This window comes from Listeria monocytogenes, from assembly GCF_041765605.1.
GTDB lineage: Bacteria > Bacillota > Bacilli > Lactobacillales > Listeriaceae > Listeria > Listeria monocytogenes_D.
Map to the genome: position 1 here is coordinate 1,738,712 of NZ_CP168900.1, position 26,062 is coordinate 1,764,773.

The window sequence follows — 26,062 nt, forward strand, 5'->3', positions numbered from 1 at the left end:
ATCAAGGGAATTTTGGAAATTGGTCAAAGTCTGGATCGCGTTTTTCTTTAAATGCATCGCGACCTTCTTTTGCTTCGTCGGTTGTGTAGTATAGAAGTGTTGCGTCACCAGCTAATTGCTGAATACCTGCTAAACCATCTGTATCCGCATTGAAAGCTGCTTTGATGAAACGCAAGGCAGTTGGACTTTTTTGTAGCATTTCTTTTGCCCAAGCTACTGTTTCTTTTTCTAAATCTGCTACAGGAACAACTGTGTTAATCCAGCCCATTTCAAGTGCTTCGTCCGCTGTATATTGACGGCACATGAACCAAACTTCTTTCGCTTTCTTATGTCCGATAACACGTGCTAAATAGCCAGAACCATAGCCAGCATCAAAACTACCAACATTCGGCCCAGTTTGTCCGAATTTCGCATTATCTGCTGCAATTGTTAAATCACATACTAATTGAAGAACATTTCCTCCACCAATAGACCAGCCAGCAACCATTGCGATAACCGGTTTTGGAATAACACGAATTAAGCGTTGTAAATCAAGCACGTTTAAGCGTGGGATTTGGTCATCGCCAACGTAACCACCGTGACCGCGAACTTTTTGGTCGCCGCCAGAACAGAATGCTTTTTCGCCTTCTCCAGTTAAAATAATCACGCCAAGATCTGAATTATCACGTGCTAAGTTAAATGCATCTATCATTTCCGTTACCGTTTTTGGTGTAAATGCATTATGTACTTCTGGACGGTTAATCGTAATTTTTGCGATTCCTTCGTAACTTTCATATTTGATTTCTTCGTATACTTTTTCTGTTTGCCAATTAAAACTCATTTTTCTTCCTCCTTCAAAATAACTTCCAGCCAGTTAATAAGCTGACTCGAAAAGATGTTTGGTTGTTCTAAATAAACCGCATGCCCCGCTGCTGGCACTATGACATGCGTGCTATTTGGTAAAAGTTGTTGCATTTCCCGTGCAATGTTTTCAAACTTCCCATCTAAAGCGCCGGTAATAAGTAGCACTGGAAAAGTAAAGTTCACTAAATGGTCCCAGTAAGATGGTTGTTTCCCAGTTCCCATCCCGCGTAAACTCATTGCTAAGCCATGCGAGTTTTGCGATAGCCGTTCTGCTCTAATACGTTCGTTCACTTCATCAGGCAAGACCTTTTGTGAAGCAAACAAAGCTAAGTCTTCCCAGTAGTCTACAAAGGATTCGATACCTTCTGCTTCTAGCTTATCTGCCAAACGGTTATCTGCTTGAACGCGATTTACGCGAAGATCTACTTCCACAAGTCCAGGCGAGCTGCTAACTAAAATAAGTCCGCGTACCATTTCTGGATACGTTGCTGCAAAGGCAGTCGCCACTCGTCCGCCCATCGAATAGCCAAGCACAAAACATCTAGTGACATTTAATTGCTGTAAAATTCCGGCTAAATCCTCACAAATACTTTCCATTGCATATGGTGCTATTTCTTCTGGGCTTGCGGTATTTCCGTGCCCAAGTAAATCTGGCGCAATAATATTAAAACGTTCTTTTAAACGTGAAATACTAGCTTGAAATGTTCTGCTTGTTCCTGTAAACCCATGTAACATCAGTAAAAATGGCTTTTCACCACTTATAACGTTTGTAAATTGATACTGTTTACCTCGAACTAACATATTAATCTAACGCCTTTAAAGCAGCCGCAATTTTCGCCCAAAGAACTTGGTGGTTAGCTTTATTTTCATGACGATTTGTTTTCACTTCAATAATGTCTAATCCTTTGTGGTAACTAGCTTTATCAATAGCTTCTTCTAGCTCGTCAACCGATTTCGCCTCATGATAATCCGCATCATAAAAAGCAGCTGCGAAACGGAAATCAAGTTCGGTGGAAGTACCAAACAATGATTCAAAATACTTCGGTTCATTTGCTTGAGGTAGGAACGAGAATATTCCGCCACCATCATTATTCACAATCACAATCGTTAGGTTCATCTTATATTTTTTCGCCATAAGTAACCCATTCATATCATGATAAAAGGATAAATCACCAATTAGTAAGAACATTGGTTGGAAAACAACACTAGCACCTAACGCCGAAGAAACAACTCCGTCAATACCATTAGCCCCGCGATTTGCTAGCATTTTTATTTTCTTATCAATTTGTGAAAAGTACGTGTCAACATCGCGAATCGGCATACTATTACCAATAAAGAGTCCCGCTTTGTCCGGTAACAAACGGCGCAATTCTGCAACAATCTTACCTTCTTCCAAAGTGGTAGTATTCGCCATTTCAGCTAAAACAATTTCGCGCGCTACCTTATTATACGATGTCCATCTACTTAACCACGCTACATCTTTCGCATCATCTGGCATGTTTTGCAGCATGATATCCAGTAAAAATCGTTCATCACAGTGAATCATGTCCGTTACCGCTTTAATCGGATCTTTCCAAGCAGCACCTGGATCCACGACATAAAATCGAATATCTGAAAGGCTTTCTAACCAATTTTTCAGTGGTTTAGAAACGGGCATACTTCCGAAACGAATCACTACTTCTGGCGTTAAATTGTCCAAAATCTCCGCTTCTTTTAAGAAAGCATCATATTGATCAATTACCACTTCATCTAGTGCGCCGTATGATCGGAGTCCTGAAAGTGGATCAGCTAAAATTGGCCAACCTAGTTTTTTCGCTAAGTCAACCATGGGCTGTTCCAATTCTTTCTTATCTATTGGACCAACTACAAATACGCCTTTTTTGCCAGTGCATTCTGTCACCATTTTTTGAATCGAGCTATCGTCCAATACTTCATGCGTATAATAAATATGTACGTGATGATGTTTTCTTCCAGTAGCTGTGAACGGTGAAGGTTCTAGAATCGGTACAAGCGGTTCGCGTAATGGGAAATTAAGATGCACTGGGCCACGTGGAGTTTTCATGGCAATATCCACTGCGCGACTTCCATGCCATTTCGCATAACGGAGCATTTCTTCACTGTTTTCAGGAAGTGCCATATCCGTAAAATCTTTAACATGTGAACCATATAAATGCAGCTGATCCATCGCTTGTGGTGCTCCAACATTTCGAAGCTCATGTGGACGATCAGCAGTTAAAACAATCAATGGAATTTGTGATAAATTTGCTTCGACAACTGCTGGGAAATAATTCGCCGCTGCAGTTCCTGAAGTACAAAGTAGAACAACTGGACGTTTCGATGCTTTCGCTAGACCTAAAGCAAAAAAGCCAGCCGAGCGTTCGTCAACATCCACATAAATCTTCAAAATCGGATGTTCTGCCATCATCAGTGCAAGCGGAGTGGAACGCGAACCCGGGCTAATAATTGCTTCTTTCACACCGGCTTGCACAAGCTCCTCAATAAATGCAGCTAAATAATCTGTCAGCACTTGTTCGTGGTTTGTCATTTCTTTATGCCTCCTAATACGCGTAACATCGGCTGGAATTTAACCGCCGTTTCTTGTAATTCTTCTTTTGGTACAGAATCACCAACAATCCCGCAACCCGCATAGATTAACCCCTGCGAATCCACAATTAAGCCGGAACGAATGGCAACAGCAAACTCACCAGAGCCTTTTAAATCAACCCAACCAATCGGTGCTCCGTAGAAACCACGATCCATTTCTTCTTTCATCCGAATAATGGCTAATCCCATTTTTTGAGGTAAACCGCCAAGAGCTGGCGTCGGATGAAGAGCTTTCACCATTTCAAGCATGGAAACATCTGGTTTTTTCTTCGCGGTAATATTCATATATAGATGTTGAATATCACGATTTTTCAGAAGTACTGGTTGGCTAGATAACGACAATCCTGTTGTAAATGGTTTTAATGTTTCTTCCATCATTTGCACTACATAAGAATGTTCTCGCAAGTTTTTCGCATCTTTTAACAGCGCATTTCCAAGTGCTTCGTCCGCTTCTTCGGTAGTGCCGCGCTCCGTAGAACCAGCCACACATGACGAATGAATTTCATCCCCATTGACTGCAAGTAATCTTTCAGGAGTTGCCCCGAAAAAGACCCCGGTTCCCTTTTCAATAAGGAAGAAATAACTATTTTCTTGTGTTGCTAGCATATTTTCCAAAATAATGGCACTATCTACTTGGCGCTGGAAACGCAAGCCCATTCGTCTAGCTAGAACCACTTTTTTTACGTCTTCTGAATGATTAATCATATCGATAATTTCACTCGCAGTTTCTAGGAAATGGTCTTTGCCAATCTCCTTAAAATCTGTAAGTAATGCCATTTCAGCTTCATTAACCTCTTGATGAATGATTTTTTGCCATTGATTAAAAACAGCTTCTAATTTGCTTTCCGTATCATCGGAGTAGATAGACAAATTAACGGTTAAATAACTTTTACCATCTTTATTCGTTAACATAAATAGTGGTAAATAAAACAAGCCATCTTTAAAACTTTGCCATTCTTTCTCTGTATCACGCTCAGGATCAAAGGCAAAACCACCAAAGTAAACTGGTCCAGTTGCATCTATGGTTGCATTGGTTACACTAGTGCGCAGTCTTTTCTCAATTTTCTCTTGCAGTCCAAGAAAAGCATCTTTTTTCTTCTCCGCCAAAAATTGTTTCGTTACACCAAAACCGGTCATAGTCAGTGTCATTTCTGGATTTTGCCAGAAAAAACGCTCACCTTTAAAAGCCGTGCCAGCTTTTTTAAACAATTTGACTGGAGACACTAATTCATCTAACTCAGTTACCCAGCTAAATAGAGCCGGTTGATCTTGGCTTGCGCTACGTTTCGCTTGATTAAATAAATCAAGAGGCAATTTAGTATTCATATGCTTATCTCTCCTTTTACATTCACATCTTCTATTATACCAAAAATAGAGCTAAACTGCTTGGTTTGCGTTTTTTCTTTCATTTCGTCATTAATTATTGACGTTCTTGCAATATTTCCCTAAAATGAAGGGTAGACATCTGAAACATATGGAAGTGAAAAAGGAGAGAAAAACATGGCTAATGCCTCAAAATCTGCACTTACGAAACAAACTGGATTTCAAAAATGGTGGACATTACTTCGTCCCCATACACTTGTAGCCTCTTTCGTTCCAGTATTTCTTGGAACATCGGTCGCAATGAGCTACACCAGTTTTCATTTTACACGTTTTATCGTTATGCTAATTGCTTGTTTCTTTATACAAACATCCGCCAATTTATTCAATGAATATTTTGATTATAAAAAAGGACAAGATGATGAGCACTCGGTTGGAAATGGTGGTGCTATCGTCCGAAATGGTATGCGCCCAGGATTTATTTTATTCCTAGCTATCTTTTTATACATATTATCCATTCTTGGTGGCGTGTATTTATCTATTGAACTGAATTGGTATGTAGGCTTACTTGGTGCTATTTGTATGTTGGTTGGTTTTCTTTATACAGGTGGTCCCTATCCAATTGCTTATACGCCATTTGGTGAAATTATGGCAGGATTCTTTATGGGAGGAATTATTACTTTCATTTCCTTCTACATTCAAGCAGAATTTATTAGTTCGTTTATCGTATACGTATCGATTCCAGTAATGGTGCTCGTTGGTAACTTGCTACTTGCTAATAGTATTCGTGATTTAGTACCTGATAAGAAAAATGGCCGTTTAACCTTAGCTATCTTGCTAGGTCGCAAATGGGCGACTGTTCTTTTCGCAGTTGCTTTTCTGTTCAGTTATGTATTTGAAATCGCCCTTATTTTCACACAAGATGCTCCGTGGTGGACACTTCTGATTTTACTTAGTTTGCCAGAAGCTATTCGCGCCGTGCGTCGTTTCATCGGCAAAACTTCGCCGATTACAATGGTTCCTGCAATGAAATCTACCTCCAAAGCATTAACAATCTTCGGAATCACACTAGCGCTTGCTTACCTTTTAAGTCTATTATCAAGAAATTTATTCATGTAAAAAAACTGGTTGTCCTCGTGACAACCAGTTTTTTTATTTAGATCCAATTTGGACTTGCTGTTTATTTTGGGCATATTTCGCTAATTCTATCGATAAATCATATCGTAAAAATGGCGTAATAATATAAATCCCTTGGAAATGCTCACAAATCGCATCCACTAATTCACGAGCAATTGCCATCCCTTCTTCATTCGCGTGACCGTGCTCTTCTGCTTCTCTCATTCGCTCCCGCACTTCATCTGTCAAACGAATCCCGGGAACCTCATTATGCAGAAATTCCGCATTCCGACTAGACAATAATGGCATAACCCCAATAAAAAGTGGCACATCAATATTTGCTTTTTGCAAGGCTTCTTTTAATAAGATAGCTTTATTCACATCATAAATGGGCTGTGTAATAATATAATCGGCACCATATTCCACTTTTCGCTCAATTAACCTAACCGCTTTCTCTAAGTTCAGCACGTTCGGATTAAATGCCGCTCCAACATGGAATCGTGCCTTTTCTTTCAGTGATTTCCCAGTATAAGAAATCCCATCATTGAACTTTTTAATTAGCTGAACTAATTCCACAGACCTTAAATCAAACACCGAAGACGCTCCAGGGAAATCACCTACTTTAGTTGGATCACCTGTAATCGCAAGCACATCATGCAGCCCCAATTTATGAAATCCCATCACATGCGAATGCATCCCAACCAAATTATGATCCCGCGTCGTCAAATGAATGAGTGGTTTAATACCATATTCATGCTTCAAAATCGAAGCTAGCGCCATATTACTAATCCGCGGCGTGGCAAGCGAATTATCCGAAATCGTAATCGCATCAACGCCTGCCTCGTCAAGAGCCTGGGCTCCTTCAAAAAATTTCGTCGTATCAAAAGTCCGCGGCGGATCTAGTTCAACCAAAATCGTTAAACGTTCCTTCACTTTATCAAGCAAACGTTCACCAGAATCCACATCCTCCACTTCTTCCGGCACAAGTTCCAAAATCGGCCGAACTTCTTTTTCCAAAATCGGCTTTGTCGTTTCAAGTCCTTTTCGTAAAGCACGAATATGATCTGGCGTCGTGCCACAACAACCACCAATAATCCGAGCACCTTCTTGCCGAAAGATCTCCCCATAATGTTCAAAATAATCCGTATCCGATTGATAAATCACTTTTCCTTCTTGCATCTCCGGCAAACTAGTATTAGGATAAACCGCTAAATAAGCATTATCATACAGCGGTACTGTCTCAAGAGCACGCGCCATGTGATATGGACCAAGTCGGCAATTAATACCAACCACATCCGCTCCAAGCGCAATAAGTTCTTCCAGCGCATCCGGCAATTTTTTCCCATTTTGAAGAATACCCGGCTCATGCATAGAGACATTCGCAACTACCGGTAAATCAGTAGTCTCACGAAGAATTTTCAACACAGTTTTAAGCTCATCTAAATCATAATACGTTTCCAGCAAAATTGCATCCACACCATCTAACAAAAAACAGTATAGCTGCTCCCTAAAACTTCGCTTAATTTCTTCAAGTGGAGCCGCCGGAAGTCTTGCATCCACTGCCCCATTTATTCCACCAATCGTACCAAAAATATATGTTCCAGTCCCTCTCGCCGCTTCTTTTGCTAATCGAATGGCGGCTTGGTTAATGCGCTTCACTTCATCCTCTAAACCATATCGCGCTAATTTTATATAATTCGCTCCATACGTATTCGTTTGGATAATATCCGCCCCAGCACCAATGTATGCTTTATGAATTGCAACAATATCTTCCGGATGAGACAAATTTAGCTCTTCAAACGAACGATCCACCCCGTAGGAATAAAGCAAAGTGCCCATAGCGCCGTCAGCAATTAATACTTTTTCACTTAAATCTTTTCTTAAATTCATTTCGCAACACTTCCCTTCTTAATGAAAGAAAGTGCTTGTTTTAAATCAGCAATCAAATCATCGGCATCTTCCAGTCCAGCTGAAAAACGTAATAATCCTGGCGTAATTCCTTGCGCCAAACGCTCCTCTTCCGGAACAGCCGCATGAGACATTTTAGCTGGGTAAGAAAGAATGCTTTCAACCGCACCTAGACTCACAGAGAACACTGGCAATTCCAAATGTGTAACTAGTTCTCGCGCCGCTTCTTCACTACCAAGATCAAACGATAAGACAGCCCCGCCACTTGTCGCCTGTTCCACTTGAATGTCATAACCCGCATGAGAAGGTAGCCCCGGATAATGCACTGCCACCACATCTGGTTCGGCATTTAAAAATAGCGCAATTTTCTCCGCCGTCTCCGTCCCAGCTTTCATCCGGACAGAAAGTGTTTTAAGTCCTCGCAACAACAACCACGAATCCTGCACACCAAGAACCCCACCAGTCGAATTTTGCAAAAAGTAAACGGCTTCGGCCAAACTAGGATTATTTGTGACAATTAGCCCCGCCAAAATATCGCTATGTCCGCCAAGAAACTTCGTCGCACTGTGGATAACCAAGTCCGCACCCAAATCTAACGGTTTTTGAATTAGTGGCGTCAAAAATGTATTATCCACAAACGTATAACACCCATTCGCTTTCGCAAGTTTGGCAACCGTCCGAATATCTGTCACATGCAACAACGGATTAGAAGGTGTTTCCAAGTAAACCAATTTCGTATTCGCTTGAAATGCCTTCGCAACTTCGTCAATATTTGTCGTATCAACAAAAGTATGCGTAATCCCAAACCGCGGCAACACTTGCTCCACCAAACGAAATGTCCCGCCGTACACATCTTTCGCAATGATAAAATGATCTCCCTTAGAAAGAGTAAAGAGCGCCGCAGAAACAGCCGCCATCCCACTAGCAAAGGCAAAACCATTCGTACCACCTTCCAGTTCCGCAATCGCTTGTTCCACTTTTTCTCTCGTTGGGTTCCCACTTCTCGCATAATCATAAGCGTGATAATTATCAAAGTCATGCTGATGGAAAGTAGACGATAAATGAATTGGCGTATTAAGCGCACCTGTCTCTTTATCAATCCCGAGGCTCGCTTTAATCACAGCCGTATCTTGCGCATATTCATTAGCCACGAGCGCTCACCCCTTCCAAAACCGCATCGAGTGCCTTAGATAAATCAGCAATCAAATCTTCACTAGCTTCAATTCCAACCGAAATGCGCAATAATTTGTCTGTAAGTCCATAAGAATTCCGCAACTCTTCAGGAATATCTGCATGCGTTTGTGTCGTTGGATAAGTAATCAAACTCTCCACCCCGCCTAAACTTTCCGCAAAAGTAAATAACTCAAGTTCTTTCAAAAGTGGCGATACGAGCGCCGCATCTTGAATAAAGAAACTAATCATCCCACCGCGCCCTGGATAACGAACTTCCTCCACCAATTCATGTGATTCCAAAAACGCCGCGATTTTCTGCGCATTCGCTTGATGTTGTCTCACCCGCAAAACCAGCGTCTTAAGGCCACGAATCAATAACCAACTATCAAATGGCGATAGCACTGCCCCCGTCGCATTTAACTGATTAAAAAAGAAATTCCCAAGTCGCTCCTCTTTTACAATAACCGCCCCAGCAAGCACATCATTATGCCCGCCAAGATACTTCGTCGCACTATGAATCACAATATCCGCGCCCAAAGTTAACGGCTGTTGTAAAATTGGTGTATAAAATGTATTATCCACAATCACAAGTAAATCATGCGCACCTGCCCATTCAGACACAGCCGCAATATCTGTTTCCTGCATTAAAGGATTTGTTGGTGTCTCAATAAAAATCGCCTTTGTTTCCGGACGAACTAATTTCTCCAAATCAGCAATCTCCGCCCCGTCCCAATAAGAAAATCCAATATTATATTGCGCACCAAACTGTTCAAAATATCTAAAAGTCCCCCCGTACAAATCCTGTGAACTAATAATATGTTCGCCGGTTTTAAAAAGCTGGAAAACAAGTTGAATCGCACTCATCCCTGAACTCGTTGCAAAAGCATGCGTTCCATTTTCTAGTTCCGCGAGCGCTTCTTGCAAAGCATCTCGCGTCGGATTTCCAGTTCTAGTATAATCATACCCCGTTGACACTCCAAGATCGGCATGCTGGTAAGCTGTAGAGAAGTAGACTGGCATATTGACAGCACCCGTTCTTTCACATTTTCTATTTCCAATTTGCGCTGCTATCGTCTCTTGTTTCAGCTTTGCCATAATTACCTCTCCTCCATTCCTTTATTTCTCTAATACTTGATATTCCGCACGAACTTCTTTAGTCGCTTTAATCATATCTTGAAGTGCCGCAATCGTTTCAGGCTCTTTACGCGTTTTCAACCCACAATCCGGGTTAATCCAAAATTGTTTTGCATCAATTGCACGTAACGCTCGGCGAATATTGTCTTGGATTTCAGTCACAGTCGGAACGCGTGGACTATGAATATCATAAACCCCAAGGCCAATTTCCTTATCATACGTCACTTCCTCAAATGTCGAAATTATCTCCCCGTGACTTCTTGACGTTTCAATCGAAATAACATCCGCATCTAGAGCACTAATCGTATCAATAATATCGTCAAAGTCCGAGTAACACATATGCGTATGAATTTGCGTATCATTTTGGACCGAAGCAGTCGTTAATTTAAACGAATAAACCGCATCATCTAAATATTTTTGCCATCTCGCTTGTTTTAATGGTAAACCTTCACGTAAAGCTGGCTCATCCACTTGGATAACTTTAATGCCATTACGTTCTAGTGCTTCTACTTCTTTACGAAGCGCGAGTCCAACCTGATTTGCAACTACACTCTCCGGCACATCATCACGAACAAAACTCCAATTAATAATTGTCACCGGCGCCGTTAGCATTCCCTTCACTGGACGCTTCGTTAACGACTGGGCATAGACACTTTCTTTCACGGTGATTTCTTCTGTAAAAGCAACATCCCCGTAGATAAGCGGTGGACGAACCGCTCTCGAACCATAAGATTGTACCCATCCAAATTTCGTTGCTTGGAAACCAGCTAATTTTTGCCCGAAATATTCCACCATATCCGTCCGTTCGAATTCTCCGTGAACTAATACATCAATATCCAAATCCTCTTGAATTTTAATCCAGCGAGCCGTTTCTTTTTCAATAAAAGCATTATATTCCGCATCAGTTATGTTCCCTTTTAACCAGTCAGCGCGCGTCTTCCGAACTTCCGGTGATTGTGGAAAACTTCCGATTGTGGTCGTTGGGAAGAGCGGTAATTTCAACCAAGCATGTTGCAACTTAATCCGTTCCGCAAATGGCAACTCTCGGTCCACTCGTACATTTTTCAAATTAGCAATCGCTTCTTGAACTTCTAAATTATTTCGATGACTAGATTCATTGAGCGCCGTCACTGCTGCACGAGATTCTGCTAGTTCAGCTGCCACACTTTCTGCACCATTCGTCAAAGCCTTCGTCAAAATAGTAATCTCATCTAATTTTTGATCAGCAAATGATAAGCCACCAAGAATCACTTCATCCAAATCTGGCTCACTTAACTTCGTCACCGGTACATGGAGCAATGAATTAGAAGGTTGAACAATCAATTTTCCATCCGCCACATAATTCGCAATCTCCGTAAGTAGTTCCAGTTTAGCATCCAAGTCACTACGCCAAACATTCCGTCCATCAACCACACCGGCCGCTAAATACTTATCTTCCGGAAATCCATAAGCCTTCAACGCTTTTAGTGAATCTCCATGGTCATGCACAAAATCAATTCCAATCGCCGCTACCGGCAAATTCACAACCTCTTCATAATAATCCAAACTTTCAAAATATGTTTGTAACTCGATTTTCAAATTCGGAACTGCCGTTTGAAACGCTTGATACACTTTTTCAAATAACGCGATTTCTTTTTTATCAAAACTAGTTGCAAGATACGGCTCGTCGATTTGCACCCACGTAGCACCAGCTGCCTCAAGTTCTTTCAAAATCTCTACATACGCCGGAATGAATTTATCTAACAATACTTCAAAACTTTCCGCATCGCTACCTTTTCCAAGTTTTAAATAAGTAATTGGCCCAACAAGCACTGGTTTTCCTTCAATACCAAGCTCTTTCTTCGCTTCTTCGTAATAGTATAATGCTCGATTATCCAACACTTTCGGCTCCGCATCAGCGAGTTCTGGAACAATATAGTGATAGTTCGTATTAAACCATTTAGTCATTTCAGAGGCCACCGCGTCATTTTTACCACGTGCAATATCAAAATATGTATTTAGCGAAACTTTCCCACCATCATGCTGAAAACGTTTTGGAATAATTCCAAATGTCACACTCGTATCAAGTACTTGATCATAAAAACTAAAATCACCAACCGGAATCAAATCAATCCCTTTATCTTGTTGTTTTTTTAGCGCATGCAATCGTAAAGTCTTCGTTTCTGCCAATAACTCCTCTTCTGAAATCGTACCATTCCAGAATTTTTCTAACGCACGTTTCCATTCACGTTTCTCCCCAAGTCTCGGATACCCCAAGTTTGAACTAATCGCCTTTACCATACTTATCACCTTATCCTCTCCATTTTTTGCCAATAAAAAACCTCCCTAGAGAACTAGAGAGGTTTGGAAGTTTCGATACACAAATACAGTGAAACTTTTTAAGTCTCTCTTATCTCTCGAAGCATCACACTTCGCAGGATTTAGCACCTTTTCAACGAATTGAAAGGTTGCTGGGTTTCAACGGGCCAGTCCCTCTACCACTCATAATAAGAGTAATTTATTTAGTTTTTTTAATCACTTAAATTGGATTGAAATCATCATACCACTTGCACCTAAAAACTGTCAATCATTAATTTCCTATTTTCTTTTCAAGCGCATCTTTCCGTGCTCCAAATACTAGCAACAAACAGCCAAGCACAAGGATTCCGGCTACTACAAAATAAAATATTTGATTTCCAAAAATCCCGATCATCATTCCAGTCGCGCTCGGCCCAATAATGCTCCCCAAACTAAAACACATACCAACCAAAATATTCCCTGCCGGAAGCAATTCAAGTGGCGTCAAATCCGTCATATAAGATAATCCAAGCGAGTATAAAGACCCAAGTAAAATCCCCAAAACAAAGAAGAAAACCACATATAAAACTGGTATCTTAACAAATGCGGTCAACACAAAAACAACTGCTCCTGCTCCCGTCAAAAGAGGTAATACTTTTCCTCGTCCAAACTTATCACTAATAATCCCAATAGGTACTTGAAAAATAATCGTCCCCACCGAAAAAGAAGAAATAACCATCGCTATCATCATCGTATCGAGCCCATCACGCAACCCAACAACCGGAAAAGTCGCATTAAGCCCAGTCTCCAAAATTCCATATAAAAACGGCGGAATCATCGCTACCCAAGCCAATTTAAATACATCCGAAAAACGTTTCAAACTCCCCCAAAAAGAAATTTTCCGAATCACAGCCTTTTCACCAACAAATTCATTACGAACAAACCAAACGAGTCCCCAAGCTATCAAAACTAAAATTCCAGATAAGAAGAAAGGCAAGTTCGCATTGATTTCTGCTAAATTGACCAATTGGGGCCCAATCGCAAATCCTAATGAGAAAAACAACCCATAAATAGCCATATTCCGACCACGTTTACTCGGATCACTCATTGCCCCAATCCAAGTCTGCGAAGAAAAATGTAACATATGATCCCCCACACCTATAAGCAACCTTAATATAAACCAAAAATATAAATTAAACCAAATAGGAAAAGCCAAAATTGCAACCGCAACTAATCCGCCCCCTACTAATATAATTGGCTTATAACCATATTTATGAAGAGGTGCTTCAATAAATGGAGAAATAAGTAACACACCTAAATAAATTCCAGTAGCATGAAATCCATTAATTCCTGCACTTATACCTTTCTCTTCTAATATTATCGCAATAAGCGGTAATAAAACTCCTTGAGACAATCCTGAAATGGCAACAACCATCGTCAAAATCCAAAACTTCCCTTTTGCCCCCATTAGATACCTCCAAAACTTTACTAAATAAAAAAACAATGTCACAAATTGACATTGTTCTTTAGGATGACCCGTACGGGATTCGAACCCGTGTTACCGCCGTGAAAGGGCGGTGTCTTAACCGCTTGACCAACGGGCCATATCTGGCGGAGAAGGAGGGATTTGAACCCTCGCGCCGCGCGAGCGACCTACACCCTTAGCAGGGGCGCCTCTTCAGCCACTTGAGTACTTCCCCAGATATGAAAAATCTATTCTCATTTAAAGAATAACTCCACAGGCAGGACTCGAACCTGCGACCGATCGGTTAACAGCCGATTGCTCTACCAACTGAGCTACTGTGGAATAAAATGGGCCTAAATGGACTCGAACCATCGACCTCACGCTTATCAGGCGTGCGCTCTAACCAGCTGAGCTATAGGCCCTCAGTAAAAATATATACATGGTAAAAAGCGGGTGATGGGAATCGAACCCACGACAACAGCTTGGAAGGCTGTAGTTTTACCACTAAACTACACCCGCATAATAATAAGTTTAAAAACAAAGGGCGGATAATGGGAATCGAACCCACGAATGCCTGAACCACAATCAGGTGCGTTAACCACTTCGCCATATCCGCCATAAGGCAAAAATGTTTAAAAAAAGAATGGCTTGGGACAGAATCGAACTGCCGACACCTTGAGCTTCAATCAAGTGCTCTACCAACTGAGCTACCAAGCCATAATGGCGGTCCCGACGGGATTTGAACCCGCGATCTCCTGCGTGACAGGCAGGCATGTTAACCCCTACACCACGGAACCACTATTGCGGGGGCAGGATTTGAACCTACGACCTTCGGGTTATGAGCCCGACGAGCTACCAGACTGCTCCACCCCGCGACAATAATATTAAATTTTAGTCCACATATCACAAGTGAAAAAAACGGAGGAAGAGGGATTCGAACCCCCGCGCGGTATTACCCGCCTGTCGGTTTTCAAGACCGATCCCTTCAGCCAGACTTGGGTATTCCTCCATGATAATAATAAAGTGACAAGTGGACCTTGCAGGACTCGAACCTGCGACCGGACGGTTATGAGCCGTCTGCTCTAACCAACTGAGCTAAAGGTCCAAGATTGAAAATAGCGGCGGAGGGAGTCGAACCCACGACCTTTCGGGTATGAACCGAATGCTCTAGCCAGCTGAGCTACACCGCCATAATAATAAGGCTACCATTTTCAAAATATGCGATTAAAATGTGAAGCAAGTGGAGCCTAGCGGGATCGAACCGCTGACCTCCTGCGTGCAAAGCAGGCGCTCTCCCAGCTGAGCTAAGGCCCCATAATTATAAGGGATAAACAATCGGGAAGACAGGATTCGAACCTGCGACCCCTTGGTCCCAAACCAAGTGCTCTACCAAGCTGAGCTACTTCCCGTTTAATAAAGTGCGCCCAAGAGGAGTCGAACCTCTAACCGCTTGATTCGTAGTCAAGTACTCTATCCAGTTGAGCTATGGGCGCAAATATAAGTGCCGAGGACCGGAATCGAACCGGTACGGATATCACTATCCGCAGGATTTTAAGTCCTGTGCGTCTGCCAGTTCCGCCACCCCGGCGTTGCTATAAAATATGGAGCGGAAGACGGGGTTCGAACCCGCGACCCCCACCTTGGCAAGGTGATGTTCTACCACTGAACTACTTCCGCATATTTTATAATAAGTGCGGGTGAAGGGACTTGAACCCCCACGCCTCGCGGCGCCAGATCCTAAATCTGGTGCGTCTGCCAATTCCGCCACACCCGCAAAAGTGAGCCGTGCTGGGTTCGAACCAGCGACCCTCTGATTAAAAGTCAGATGCTCTACCAACTGAGCTAACGGCTCCCTATAATAATATGTATTATTATAAAGATAATATTAATGGTGCCGGCTGCAAGAGTCGAACTCGCGACCTACTGATTACAAATCAGTTGCTCTACCAACTGAGCTAAGCCGGCATAAAAAATGGAGGTTAACGGGATCGAACCGCTGACCCTCTGCTTGTAAGGCAGATGCTCTCCCAGCTGAGCTAAACCTCCAGAAATACTGCCCGGCAGCGACCTACTCTCGCAGGGGGAAGCCCCCAACTACCATTGGCGCAGAGAAGCTTAACTACCGTGTTCGGGATGGGAACGGGTGTGACCTTCTCGCCATAACTACCAGACAATATTGAGTTGTTGAAAGATTGCTCTCTCAAAACTAGAGAAGAAAGTTTTCAGTTAGGTAACTTCGTTTCATTTTTTGGTTAAGTCCTCGATCGATTAGTATTTGTCCGCTCCATGTATCGCTACACTTCCACTCCAAACCTATCTACCTGATCATCTTTCAGGGATCTTACTTTCCGAAGAAATGGGAAATCTCATCTTGAGGGGGGCTTCACGCTTAGATGCTTTCAGCGTTTATCCCTGCCACACATAGCTACCCAGCGATGCTCCTGGCGGAACAACTGGTACACCAGCGGTGTGTCCATCCCGGTCCTCTCGTACTAAGGACAGCTCCTCTCAAATTTCCTGCGCCCGCGACGGATAGGGACCGAACTGTCTCACGACGTTCTGAACCCAGCTCGCGTGCCGCTTTAATGGGCGAACAGCCCAACCCTTGGGACCGACTACAGCCCCAGGATGCGACGAGCCGACATCGAGGTGCCAAACCTCCCCGTCGATGTGGACTCTTGGGGGAGATAAGCCTGTTATCCCCGGGGTAGCTTTTATCCGTTGAGCGATGGCCCTTCCATGCGGAACCACCGGATCACTAAGCCCGACTTTCGTCCCTGCTCGACTTGTCAGTCTCGCAGTCAAGCTCCCTTGTGCCTTTACACTCTGCGAATGATTTCCATCCATTCTGAGGGAACCTTTGGGCGCCTCCGTTACTCTTTAGGAGGCGACCGCCCCAGTCAAACTGCCCACCTGACACTGTCTCCCCACGCGCTAAGCGTGGCGGGTTAGAATGGTCATACAGCCAGGGTAGTATCCCACCATTGCCTCCTCGTATGCTAGCGCACACGTCTCTTCGGCTCCTACCTATCCTGTACAAGCGGTACAAACATTCCATATCAGGTTGCAGTAAAGCTCCACGGGGTCTTTCCGTCCTGTCGCGGGTAACCTGCATCTTCACAGGTACTATAATTTCACCGAGTCTCTCGTTGAGACAGTGCCCAGATCGTTGCGCCTTTCGTGCGGGTCGGAACTTACCCGACAAGGAATTTCGCTACCTTAGGACCGTTATAGTTACGGCCGCCGTTTACTGGGGCTTCAATTCGTACCTTCGCCGAAGCTAAGCACTCCTCTTAACCTTCCAGCACCGGGCAGGCGTCAGCCCCTATACGTCACCTTACGGTTTTGCAGAGACCTGTGTTTTTGCTAAACAGTCGCCTGGGCCTATTCACTGCGGCTCTCTCGGGCTTGCACCCTAATAGAGCACCCCTTCTCCCGAAGTTACGGGGTCATTTTGCCGAGTTCCTTAACGAGAGTTCTCTCGCTCACCTTAGGATTCTCTCCTCATCTACCTGTGTCGGTTTGCGGTACGGGCAGTACTACTCTTCCTAGAGGCTTTTCTTGACAGCGTGAAATCAGGAACTTCCGTACTTAATTTCCTTCCCCATCACAGCTCATGCTTCGCGAGAAGCGGATTTGCCTACTTCTCACACTCACTGCTTGGACGCACATTTCCATTCGTGCGATTCCCTATCCTTCTGTGTCACCCCATCGGTTAAACAATTAGCACTGGTACAGGAATCTCTACCTGTTGTCCATCGCCTACGCCTATCGGCCTCGGCTTAGGTCCCGACTAACCCTGAGCGGACGAGCCTTCCTCAGGAAACCTTAGATATTCGGTGGAAGGGATTCTCACCCTTCTTTCGCTACTCATACCGGCATTCTCACTTCTAAGCGCTCCACCAGTCCTTCCGGTCTGACTTCACCGCCCTTAGAACGCTCTCCTACCACGAACCTCCGAAGAGGTTCATCCACAGTTTCGGTAATATGTTTAGCCCCGGTACATTTTCGGCGCGGGGTCACTCGACCAGTGAGCTATTACGCACTCTTTCAATGGTGGCTGCTTCTAAGCCAACATCCTGGTTGTCTAAGCAACCCCACATCCTTTTCCACTTAACATATATTTGGGGACCTTAACTGGTGGTCTGGGCTGTTTCCCTTTCGACTACGGATCTTATCACTCGCAGTCTGACTCCCGAGTATAAGTACATGGCATTCGGAGTTTATCTGAATTCGGTAACCCGAGAAGGGCCCCTAGTCCAAACAGTGCTCTACCTCCATGACTCTTTACCTCGAGGCTAGCCCTAAAGCTATTTCGGAGAGAACCAGCTATCTCCAAGTTCGATTGGAATTTCTCCGCTACCCACACCTCATCCCCGCACTTTTCAACGTGCGTGGGTTCGGACCTCCAGTAAGTATTACCTTACCTTCATCCTGGACATGGGTAGATCACCTGGTTTCGGGTCTACGACCTGTTACTTATGCGCCCTATTCAGACTCGCTTTCGCTACGGCTCCGCTTTTTCCGCTTAACCTTGCAACAAATCGTAACTCGCCGGTTCATTCTACAAAAGGCACGCTATCACCCATTAACGGGCTCTAACTACTTGTAGGCACACGGTTTCAGGAACTGTTTCACTCCCCTTCCGGGGTGCTTTTCACCTTTCCCTCACGGTACTGGTTCACTATCGGTCACTAGGGAGTATTTAGCCTTGGGAGATGGTCCTCCCGGATTCCGACGGAATTTCACGTGTTCCGCCGTACTCAGGATCCACTCTGGAGGGAAAGCCATTTCAACTACCGGGCTGTTACCGTCTTTGGCGGGCCTTTCCAGACCGCTTCATTTATAACTTTCTTTTGTAACTCCGTATAGAGTGTCCTACAACCCCAAGAAGCAAGCTTCTTGGTTTGGGCTCTTTCCGTTTCGCTCGCCGCTACTCAGGAAATCGATTTTTCTTTCTCTTCCTCCAGGTACTTAGATGTTTCAGTTCCCTGGGTCTGCCTTCCTTACGCTATGTATTCACGTAAGGATACTATCCGACTAAAGATAGTGGGTTCCCCCATTCGGAAATCTCTGGATCAACGCTTACGTACAGCTCCCCAAAGCATATCGGTGTTAGTCCCGTCCTTCTTCGGCTCCTAGTGCCAAGGCATCCACCGTGCGCCCTTTCTAACTTAACCAATTTACTTCTACGAAGTAAAGGTTGTTTTTCTGATTTTCTGTATCAGCGATGATACTTCCAATCAGATGAAAGATTCACTTTCAGATGATTCTCGGTTACTTGTGTCATAGATAATTACTTATCTATGCTAACTTTACTAACTTTCTTATCTAGTTTTCAAAGAACAAACATACTGAGAAGTACTAACCTCTCAAAACTGAACAAATATAGAAGAACGAAAACTCACAGGTTTCCTTTTCCTTAGAAAGGAGGTGATCCAGCCGCACCTTCCGATACGGCTACCTTGTTACGACTTCACCCCAATTATCTGTCCCACCTTCGGCGGCTGGCTCCATAAAGGTTACCCTACCGACTTCGGGTGTTACAAACTCTCGTGGTGTGACGGGCGGTGTGTACAAGGCCCGGGAACGTATTCACCGTGGCATGCTGATCCACGATTACTAGCGATTCCGGCTTCATGTAGGCGAGTTGCAGCCTACAATCCGAACTGAGAATAGTTTTATGGGATTAGCTCCACCTCGCGGCTTCGCGACCCTTTGTACTATCCATTGTAGCACGTGTGTAGCCCAGGTCATAAGGGGCATGATGATTTGACGTCATCCCCACCTTCCTCCGGCTTGCACCGGCAGTCACTTTAGAGTGCCCAACTAAATGCTGGCAACTAAAATCAAGGGTTGCGCTCGTTGCGGGACTTAACCCAACATCTCACGACACGAGCTGACGACAACCATGCACCACCTGTCACTTTGTCCCCGAAGGGAAAGCTCTGTCTCCAGAGTGGTCAAAGGATGTCAAGACCTGGTAAGGTTCTTCGCGTTGCTTCGAATTAAACCACATGCTCCACCGCTTGTGCGGGCCCCCGTCAATTCCTTTGAGTTTCAACCTTGCGGTCGTACTCCCCAGGCGGAGTGCTTAATGCGTTAGCTGCAGCACTAAGGGGCGGAAACCCCCTAACACTTAGCACTCATCGTTTACGGCGTGGACTACCAGGGTATCTAATCCTGTTTGCTCCCCACGCTTTCGCGCCTCAGCGTCAGTTACAGACCAGAGAGTCGCCTTCGCCACTGGTGTTCCTCCACATATCTACGCATTTCACCGCTACACGTGGAATTCCACTCTCCTCTTCTGCACTCCAGTCTTCCAGTTTCCAATGACCCTCCCCGGTTAAGCCGGGGGCTTTCACATCAGACTTAAAAGACCGCCTGCGCGCGCTTTACGCCCAATAAATCCGGACAACGCTTGCCACCTACGTATTACCGCGGCTGCTGGCACGTAGTTAGCCGTGGCTTTCTGGTTAGATACCGTCAAGGGACAAGCAGTTACTCTTATCCTTGTTCTTCTCTAACAACAGTACTTTACGATCCGAAAACCTTCTTCATACACGCGGCGTTGCTCCGTCAGACTTTCGTCCATTGCGGAAGATTCCCTACTGCTGCCTCCCGTAGGAGTCTGGGCCGTGTCTCAGTCCCAGTGTGGCCGATCACCCTCTCAGGTCGGCTATGCATCGTTGCCTTGGTAGGCCATTACCCTACCAACTAGCTAATGCACCGCGGGCCCATCTGTAAGCGATAGCCGAAACCATCTTTCAAAGGCGTGGCATGCGCCACATCTTATCATTCGGTATTAGCCCCGGTTTCCCGGAGTTATCCCCAACTTACAGGCAGGTTGCCCACGTGTTACTCACCCGTCCGCCACTAACATTGGAAGAGCAAGCTCTTCCTCCGTTCGTTCGACTTGCATGTATTAGGCACGCCGCCAGCGTTCGTCCTGAGCCAGGATCAAACTCTCTTTAAAATATAAATTGAATTTGAATACTTATTCAACACCGTGAATAAGATTCCTTGCGTCAAATTGACTTCGCTAGCAATTAAATTACTAGTTTGTTTTGTTGAAAACAGCTTTCTGTTTTCTGCCCTGCGATTACCAGTGAGACTTTACGCCTCATTGCTTTTCGTCTTCTTCTTTGTTCAGTTTTCAAAGGTCAGTTAGTCGCTTTCATTCTTGATGTGCGAATGTTTTCGTTTGTTTTTTGCGACTTTTAAATCATATCATTTCAGCAACTATCTGTCAACAACTTTTTAAAATTATTTTATGAATAAAATTCATTTAAATCGCTGCTATTGTAGCGCCGAAAACTAATATATCAAGTTTTGCGATATATGTCAACCGAATTATGCATAAAATTAAATAAAAATGAAAAAAACAGCATAATGCATAAAAAAACACCTAGCTAGGCTAAGTGTTTTGATTTAATTATTTGATTGTTTTTCTTTACATGTTGGACAAGTTCCATATACTTCCAATCTGTGATTATCAATCTCATAACCGGTCATATGTGCTGCGAAATGTTCTACTTCATCTAAACCCGGATATTGAAAATCAACTATTTTTCCGCAAACATTACAAATTGCGTGGTAATGATTAGAGGTAGAAAAATCAAATCGACTAGATGCATCGCCATAGGATAATTCTTTAATTAGACCAGCATCCCGGAAAACGCGTAAATTATTATATACAGTTGCTACGCTCATGTTAGGGAAGTTTCCTTCTAAAGCCCGATAAATATCATCCGCGGTTGGGTGTGTATGTGAGTTAATTAAGAATTCAAGTATAGCATGACGCTGAGGAGTGATTCTTACTCCTGTTTTCTTTAAGACATCTACTGCCTCTTTTAGAGTTGCATTAGACACCGCCATGCACTCCCTTCCAAAAATAATTATTATCTTTATAATACCGGAAATAACGCTTAACTGTCAATAGAATGGCAGAATTTATAGCTTAATAACCTTTATTCAAATCAATTTCATTCCGTAATTTGGTATTTTCTTTCAGATGTTTGATATTTTCAAACCAAATCTTAAAGCTACGTTCTAAATATTTATCTGAGTGCCCAGATACATGAGGTGTGATAGTAACGTTACTTGCTTCCCATAAGTAATTGTCTTCGGAAAGTGGCTCTTCAGGTACAACATCTAAATAAAAATGGTTTATTAATTGCTCTTTTGATGCTTGTTCTAAAATCTTTAATTCAACTGCGCTACCTCTTCCTATATTGATAAAAACTGCATTATCTTTCATTTTCCGGAAAAATGATAAGGAATAAATAGCTGTTGTTTTGTCTGTATGAGGTAAAACACTAACAAAAAAATCTGCTAATGGAGCCACTTTTTCGATATCGGACATGGCATATGTTTTACTAAAGGGCTTCACAGGATGTCCAGTTGTATTAACACCTATAATTTCCATATCAAAGGCTTTAGCGAACTCGGCGACTTTTGCTCCAATGGCCCCAGTTCCAGCTACTACCAATGTTTTTCCAGTTAATTCTGTTATTGGTTCTTCACTTGCCCAAATTTTTTCTTTTTGCTTTTTATAGAAGAAAGCGGCTTTTTTTACGTGTGCTAACATGAAAGATAGTGCGTATTCTCCCATTGGCACAGCGTGGATTCCTCGTACATTAGCAACTTTAATTTTTCTTTCTTGAATTATTTCCCTTGGCAAACTATCTACTCCCGCGGAAAAAACCATGATCAATTTTAAATTGGTCGCTTGTTTTATTTTTGTTTCAGTAATGTTAGATCCGTATGTGACGATGACGTCTATCTCTGCTAAATTGGCAAAATGATCATTGCTCTCATAATAGAAAGTATCATCTGGAAATTTCTCTGCTTGCAAAGTCTGTAAGTACTCTGGGACTTCTAATGTAAATAAAATGTTCATTTTGCGCCACACTTCCTCTCTTTAGCTATATACTAATTTTATGCTTTTTTTCATTTATCGGCAATTATATTGTTTTTTCGATTGCGGCATCTTATTTTTTCGCATAGAATATAGAAGGTATTAAAATTGGAGGAGATGACGAAATGGATCATTCAATGTCAAAAAAATTGCATGATGAAGCACTTTTACATATAGTTGGCGGGGTTAATAGCCCATCTAGGTCAAATAAAGGAGTTGGTGGCGGAATTCCTGTAACAATGGAACGGGCTAGTGGCGCTTATTTTTATGATGTGGATGGAAATAAATATATTGACTATTTAGCTGCATTTGGACCAATCATTACGGGGCATGCACATCCTCATATTACAGAAGCAATCACAAAAGCTGCACAAAATGGCGTTTTGTACGGAACGCCTACGAAACATGAGATCACTTTTGCAAAAATGTTAAAAGAAGCCATTCCTTCGCTTGAGAAAGTTCGTTTTACAAATTCTGGGACAGAAGCTGTTATGACAACAATTCGTGTCGCTCGCGCTTATACAGGCAGAGATAAAATCATTAAATTCGCTGGGTGTTATCACGGTCATTTTGATTTGGTGCTCGTGGAAGCTGGTTCTGGACCTTCTACGCTTGGCATTCCTGATTCTGCAGGGGTAACAAAATCAACCGCAGAAGAAGTTATTACTGTACCTTTTAATGACCTTGCATCGTTTAAAGAGGCATTAGCTGTTTGGAGCGATCAAGTTGCTGCTGTTTTAGTAGAGCCAATTGTTGGGAATTTTGGAATGGTTGCACCAGAAGATGGATTTTTAGAAGCAGTTAATGAACTCGCACATGCCAATGGTTCTTTAGTAATTTATGATGAAGTTATTACCGCTTTCCGTTTTATGTACGGCGGCGCGCAGAATTACTTAGGCGTTATTCCAGACTTAACTGCTATGGGTAAAATTATTGGTGGTGGGCTTCCGATTGGTGCTTACGGTGGACGAGTTGATATCATGGAAAAAGTAGCACCGCTCGGACCGGCTTATCAAGCTGGGACGCATGCTGGGAATCCGGCTTCTATTCTTTCAGGAATCGCGTGTCTCGAAGTTTTACAAGAAGAAGGACTGTATGAGCGCTTTGAAAAATATGGCTCGATGCTGAAAGATGGTATTGAAAAAGCTGCGCTAAAACACGGCATCGCTGTTACGGTTAACCAAATTGTCGGTGCTCTAACTGTTTATTTTACGGAAGATCCTGTGACTAATTATGCTGAGGCTGGCGCTACAAATGGCGAGTTATTCGGTCGTTTCTTTAAAGGAATGTTAGAAGAAGGCATTAACTTAGCACCTTCTAAATATGAAGCATGGTTCATTACATCCGCGCATTCAGAAGCAGATATTTTAGAAACAATCCAAGCAGTTGATACTGTTTTTGGAAAAATGGTTCAAGATAACTAGGTAATATTACTTTATAAACTGGTGAGAAACGTTATAATAGAAGAAGAATGAGCGGGAATATAAATAACTCCCGCTCAAATAGTTTATAGAAAGGAATAACCTTCCATGAAATTCGGAGCTAGAATTTTGAAAACTGGTATTGCAATCACATTGGCGCTTTTTATCGCGCAACTTTGCAATTCACCCTCTCCATCTCTGGCAGGCATTTCCGCCGTTTTTGCTATCCAACCTTCTATTTATAGGTCCTATCGAACTATTTTAGAACGGGCACAAGGGAACGTAATTGGAGCCATCATCGCGATTATTTTCGGACTTTATATTGGTAATGATTTTATTTTAATTGGTGTTGCTTCAATTATCTGTGTTGCTTTATTAATGCAATTCCGCTTGGAGAATACGATTGGTCTTGCAGTCGTGACGCTCATTATTGTAATGGATTCTCCTGGCAATGACTTTTTGGAAATCGCACTTATTCGTTTTGGGACAATTATGTTAGGCTTGCTTGCAGCATTTATTGTCAATCTATTCTTTTTACCACCCAAATATGAAGTGTCATTGTTTCAATTAATTTATAATACGAATAGTGAAATTGTTCGTTGGATTAAATTAAATCTTCGTCATGCTGCGGACTTCCCTCTTCTAAAAAAAGATATGGAATGGATGCAAAAACAGTTAAATCAAACGCGTAACTTATATGGATTATACCGAGAAGAGCGTACTTTTTTAAAGAAAAATGCCATTTCAAAAGGGCGGAAAATTGCTGTTTATAGACAGATGTTGCTTTGTTCTCAAAAAGGTTTTGAACTTTTAAAAATCCAACATCGCTATGAAAATGATTATTTGCAATTGCCACCAGATAAACAAGAATTAATTAGACAACATATCGATTACTTAACAGATAAGCATGAACAACTATTATTGACTTATATTGATAAAGTTTCCATTGACCTTGAATATGTTGAATCCCATTTAGCACAAGATCCCCAAGATTTGATGCAACTTTTCTTGCGTGAAATGAGAGAAACGGAAAAAGATGAATATGAGGATATGATGGATAAATACCATTTAATGCGTATCATCGCTTCAATTTTCGCTTATCAAGAGACTATCGATTATTTAGAAAAATTGATTCATAGTTTCAAACTCAGACATACAGAAGAAAACCAAATTGATATTAATGTCAATGAAGAGTAAACAAAAAACGAGCTTGGAGATAAACTCCAAAGCTCGTTTTTTTAACGGTATTCTTTATACTTTTCATACCAAATGTCAATGTAGTCAGGGGAAAACGGACCTTTTTTGTCCAAAATCCAGTGGCTTAACACATCCACATTATGCCGAAGTATCCGGTCAATCGAGTCCGGGTACTTCATTTGGCGACGGTGTTGTTCATATTCGCCCTCATCAAGCAAATGAAACCTTCCATCTGGGAAAACTTTAATATCGAGATCATAGTCAATGTACTTCAGCGCTTGCTCATCTACTGCAAAAGGTGTCCCTAGATTGCAGTAATGATAAATACCATCTTCTCTAATCATCGAAATTACATTAAACCAGTAATCACTATGAAAATAACAGATAGAAGGTTCGCGCGTTACCCATTTACGTCCGTCTGCTTCCACAACTAAAGTGTGGTCGTTTCCGCCGATAATAATATTCTCCGTAGATTTAAGCACCACTGTCTTTTTCCAAGTACGATGAAGTTTACCGTTATGTTTGTAACTCTTGATCTGTATTATTTCTTTCTCTTTGGGTAAGTACATCCTTTATCCTACTTTCCTCATGTACTATCAAAATCATTATTATTATAACATAAGGCAAGACTGCAAAAAAACAATATCGTGCTGAAACGGAATATTTTCCTCAAAAAAGCGCATT

General features: G+C 42.6%; 15 protein-coding genes, 21 tRNA genes, 3 rRNA genes and 1 riboswitch. Of the genes, 3 read left to right on the plus strand and 36 right to left on the minus strand.

Going from position 1 to position 26,062, the window contains the following annotated elements; translation table 11 throughout:
* Window position 1: 1 nt before the first annotated feature.
* From menB to AB2Q86_RS08860, 4 genes are read right to left on the minus strand one after another with little or no spacing between them, the layout of a single operon-like run.
* Window positions 2-820, minus strand: a complete 819-nt coding sequence (gene menB / locus AB2Q86_RS08845; RefSeq protein WP_003723264.1) for a 1,4-dihydroxy-2-naphthoyl-CoA synthase — start codon at window positions 818-820, stop codon at window positions 2-4.
* Window positions 817-1,644, minus strand: a complete 828-nt coding sequence (gene menH, locus AB2Q86_RS08850) for a 2-succinyl-6-hydroxy-2,4-cyclohexadiene-1-carboxylate synthase (RefSeq protein ID WP_012581203.1) — start codon at window positions 1,642-1,644, stop codon at window positions 817-819. The genes menB and menH overlap by 4 nt, the downstream gene beginning before the upstream one ends.
* A 1-nt stretch (window position 1,645) precedes the next feature.
* Window positions 1,646-3,388 (minus strand): 2-succinyl-5-enolpyruvyl-6-hydroxy-3-cyclohexene-1-carboxylic-acid synthase, encoded by a 1,743-nt coding sequence (menD, locus tag AB2Q86_RS08855; protein ID WP_012581202.1) that lies wholly within the window; start codon window positions 3,386-3,388, stop codon window positions 1,646-1,648.
* Window positions 3,385-4,773, minus strand: coding sequence for an isochorismate synthase MenF (locus tag AB2Q86_RS08860; RefSeq protein WP_012581201.1), 1,389 nt, complete (start codon window positions 4,771-4,773; stop codon window positions 3,385-3,387). Before AB2Q86_RS08860 ends, menD begins: the two co-directional genes overlap by 4 nt.
* A gap of 174 nt (window positions 4,774-4,947) precedes the next feature.
* On the opposite strand from AB2Q86_RS08860, the gene AB2Q86_RS08865 reads away from it, so the two are divergent.
* Window positions 4,948-5,886, plus strand: coding sequence for a 1,4-dihydroxy-2-naphthoate polyprenyltransferase (locus AB2Q86_RS08865; RefSeq protein WP_012581200.1), 939 nt, complete (start codon window positions 4,948-4,950; stop codon window positions 5,884-5,886).
* Window positions 5,887-5,919: 33 nt separating this feature from the next.
* On the opposite strand, the gene AB2Q86_RS08870 is transcribed toward AB2Q86_RS08865, so the two are convergent.
* From AB2Q86_RS08870 to AB2Q86_RS09020, 31 genes are all read right to left on the minus strand, one after another.
* Window positions 5,920-7,773 carry a bifunctional homocysteine S-methyltransferase/methylenetetrahydrofolate reductase gene (locus AB2Q86_RS08870; RefSeq protein WP_012581199.1) on the minus strand — a complete coding sequence of 618 codons (1,854 nt, stop codon included), beginning with the start codon at window positions 7,771-7,773 and terminating at the stop codon, window positions 5,920-5,922.
* On the minus strand, window positions 7,770-8,942 hold the full coding sequence (gene metC / locus AB2Q86_RS08875; RefSeq protein WP_012581198.1) for a cystathionine beta-lyase: 1,173 nt from the start codon (window positions 8,940-8,942) through the stop codon (window positions 7,770-7,772). The genes AB2Q86_RS08870 and metC overlap by 4 nt, the downstream gene beginning before the upstream one ends.
* On the minus strand, window positions 8,935-10,059 hold the full coding sequence (locus AB2Q86_RS08880) for an aminotransferase class I/II-fold pyridoxal phosphate-dependent enzyme (RefSeq protein WP_012581197.1): 1,125 nt from the start codon (window positions 10,057-10,059) through the stop codon (window positions 8,935-8,937). The genes metC and AB2Q86_RS08880 overlap by 8 nt, the downstream gene beginning before the upstream one ends.
* A gap of 21 nt (window positions 10,060-10,080) precedes the next feature.
* Window positions 10,081-12,378, minus strand: a complete 2,298-nt coding sequence (metE, locus tag AB2Q86_RS08885; protein WP_014589083.1) for a 5-methyltetrahydropteroyltriglutamate--homocysteine S-methyltransferase — start codon at window positions 12,376-12,378, stop codon at window positions 10,081-10,083.
* Between the two features lie 106 nt (window positions 12,379-12,484).
* Window positions 12,485-12,591, minus strand: a riboswitch (SAM riboswitch).
* Between the two features lie 76 nt (window positions 12,592-12,667).
* Window positions 12,668-13,843: an MFS transporter gene (locus AB2Q86_RS08890; protein ID WP_012581195.1), complete on the minus strand. Its 1,176-nt coding sequence runs from the start codon at window positions 13,841-13,843 to the stop codon at window positions 12,668-12,670.
* A gap of 64 nt (window positions 13,844-13,907) precedes the next feature.
* Window positions 13,908-13,979, minus strand: a tRNA-Glu gene (locus AB2Q86_RS08895).
* A 5-nt stretch (window positions 13,980-13,984) separates the two neighbouring features.
* Window positions 13,985-14,075, minus strand: a tRNA-Ser gene (locus AB2Q86_RS08900).
* Window positions 14,076-14,109: 34 nt separating this feature from the next.
* A tRNA-Asn gene (locus AB2Q86_RS08905) sits at window positions 14,110-14,182 on the minus strand.
* A 6-nt stretch (window positions 14,183-14,188) separates the two neighbouring features.
* Window positions 14,189-14,262, minus strand: a tRNA-Ile gene (locus tag AB2Q86_RS08910).
* A 26-nt stretch (window positions 14,263-14,288) separates the two neighbouring features.
* Window positions 14,289-14,359 (minus strand) — tRNA-Gly (locus AB2Q86_RS08915).
* 24 nt (window positions 14,360-14,383) lie between these two features.
* Window positions 14,384-14,456, minus strand: a tRNA-His gene (locus tag AB2Q86_RS08920).
* A gap of 28 nt (window positions 14,457-14,484) precedes the next feature.
* Window positions 14,485-14,557, minus strand: a tRNA-Phe gene (locus AB2Q86_RS08925).
* Between the two features lie 4 nt (window positions 14,558-14,561).
* A tRNA-Asp gene (locus AB2Q86_RS08930) sits at window positions 14,562-14,637 on the minus strand.
* Window positions 14,638-14,641: 4 nt separating this feature from the next.
* A tRNA-Met gene (locus AB2Q86_RS08935) sits at window positions 14,642-14,715 on the minus strand.
* Window positions 14,716-14,759: 44 nt separating this feature from the next.
* A tRNA-Ser gene (locus AB2Q86_RS08940) sits at window positions 14,760-14,849 on the minus strand.
* A 22-nt stretch (window positions 14,850-14,871) separates the two neighbouring features.
* A tRNA-Ile gene (locus AB2Q86_RS08945) sits at window positions 14,872-14,945 on the minus strand.
* 11 nt (window positions 14,946-14,956) lie between these two features.
* Window positions 14,957-15,030 (minus strand) — tRNA-Met (locus tag AB2Q86_RS08950).
* A gap of 51 nt (window positions 15,031-15,081) precedes the next feature.
* Window positions 15,082-15,154, minus strand: a tRNA-Ala gene (locus AB2Q86_RS08955).
* A 21-nt stretch (window positions 15,155-15,175) separates the two neighbouring features.
* A tRNA-Pro gene (locus AB2Q86_RS08960) sits at window positions 15,176-15,249 on the minus strand.
* Between the two features lie 10 nt (window positions 15,250-15,259).
* Window positions 15,260-15,333: transfer RNA gene (locus AB2Q86_RS08965), tRNA-Arg, on the minus strand.
* A gap of 9 nt (window positions 15,334-15,342) precedes the next feature.
* Window positions 15,343-15,428 (minus strand) — tRNA-Leu (locus AB2Q86_RS08970).
* Between the two features lie 14 nt (window positions 15,429-15,442).
* Window positions 15,443-15,517, minus strand: a tRNA-Gly gene (locus tag AB2Q86_RS08975).
* Window positions 15,518-15,532: 15 nt separating this feature from the next.
* A tRNA-Leu gene (locus AB2Q86_RS08980) sits at window positions 15,533-15,614 on the minus strand.
* A 5-nt stretch (window positions 15,615-15,619) separates the two neighbouring features.
* Window positions 15,620-15,692, minus strand: a tRNA-Lys gene (locus tag AB2Q86_RS08985).
* A 37-nt stretch (window positions 15,693-15,729) separates the two neighbouring features.
* Window positions 15,730-15,805: transfer RNA gene (locus AB2Q86_RS08990), tRNA-Thr, on the minus strand.
* An 8-nt stretch (window positions 15,806-15,813) separates the two neighbouring features.
* Window positions 15,814-15,886: transfer RNA gene (locus AB2Q86_RS08995), tRNA-Val, on the minus strand.
* Window positions 15,887-15,895: 9 nt separating this feature from the next.
* A 5S ribosomal RNA gene (gene rrf, locus AB2Q86_RS09000) occupies window positions 15,896-16,011 on the minus strand.
* 77 nt (window positions 16,012-16,088) lie between these two features.
* Window positions 16,089-19,020, minus strand: a 23S ribosomal RNA gene (locus AB2Q86_RS09005).
* Between the two features lie 246 nt (window positions 19,021-19,266).
* Window positions 19,267-20,816, minus strand: a 16S ribosomal RNA gene (locus AB2Q86_RS09010).
* Together the 16S, 23S and 5S rRNA genes with 21 tRNA genes alongside form the textbook arrangement of a ribosomal RNA operon.
* Window positions 20,817-21,271: 455 nt before the next feature.
* Window positions 21,272-21,718 carry a peroxide-responsive transcriptional repressor PerR gene (gene perR / locus AB2Q86_RS09015; RefSeq protein WP_003730560.1) on the minus strand — a complete coding sequence of 149 codons (447 nt, stop codon included), beginning with the start codon at window positions 21,716-21,718 and terminating at the stop codon, window positions 21,272-21,274.
* Window positions 21,719-21,800: 82 nt separating this feature from the next.
* Window positions 21,801-22,742 (minus strand): NAD(P)-dependent oxidoreductase, encoded by a 942-nt coding sequence (locus tag AB2Q86_RS09020; protein ID WP_012581194.1) that lies wholly within the window; start codon window positions 22,740-22,742, stop codon window positions 21,801-21,803.
* A 143-nt stretch (window positions 22,743-22,885) separates the two neighbouring features.
* Here AB2Q86_RS09020 and AB2Q86_RS09025 point away from each other — a divergent pair, with 143 nt between their 5' ends.
* Together AB2Q86_RS09025 and AB2Q86_RS09030 are read left to right on the plus strand one after the other, a co-directional pair.
* A complete protein-coding gene (locus AB2Q86_RS09025; protein WP_012581193.1) occupies window positions 22,886-24,184 on the plus strand; it encodes a glutamate-1-semialdehyde 2,1-aminomutase in 1,299 nt (432 codons plus the stop codon).
* A 105-nt stretch (window positions 24,185-24,289) separates the two neighbouring features.
* A complete protein-coding gene (locus tag AB2Q86_RS09030; protein WP_003730563.1) occupies window positions 24,290-25,378 on the plus strand; it encodes an aromatic acid exporter family protein in 1,089 nt (362 codons plus the stop codon).
* A gap of 41 nt (window positions 25,379-25,419) precedes the next feature.
* Here the strand turns inward: AB2Q86_RS09030 and AB2Q86_RS09035 are convergent, their stop codons facing one another.
* A complete protein-coding gene (locus AB2Q86_RS09035) occupies window positions 25,420-25,947 on the minus strand; it encodes a DUF402 domain-containing protein (protein ID WP_003723875.1) in 528 nt (175 codons plus the stop codon).
* Between the last annotated feature and the right edge of the window lie 115 nt (window positions 25,948-26,062).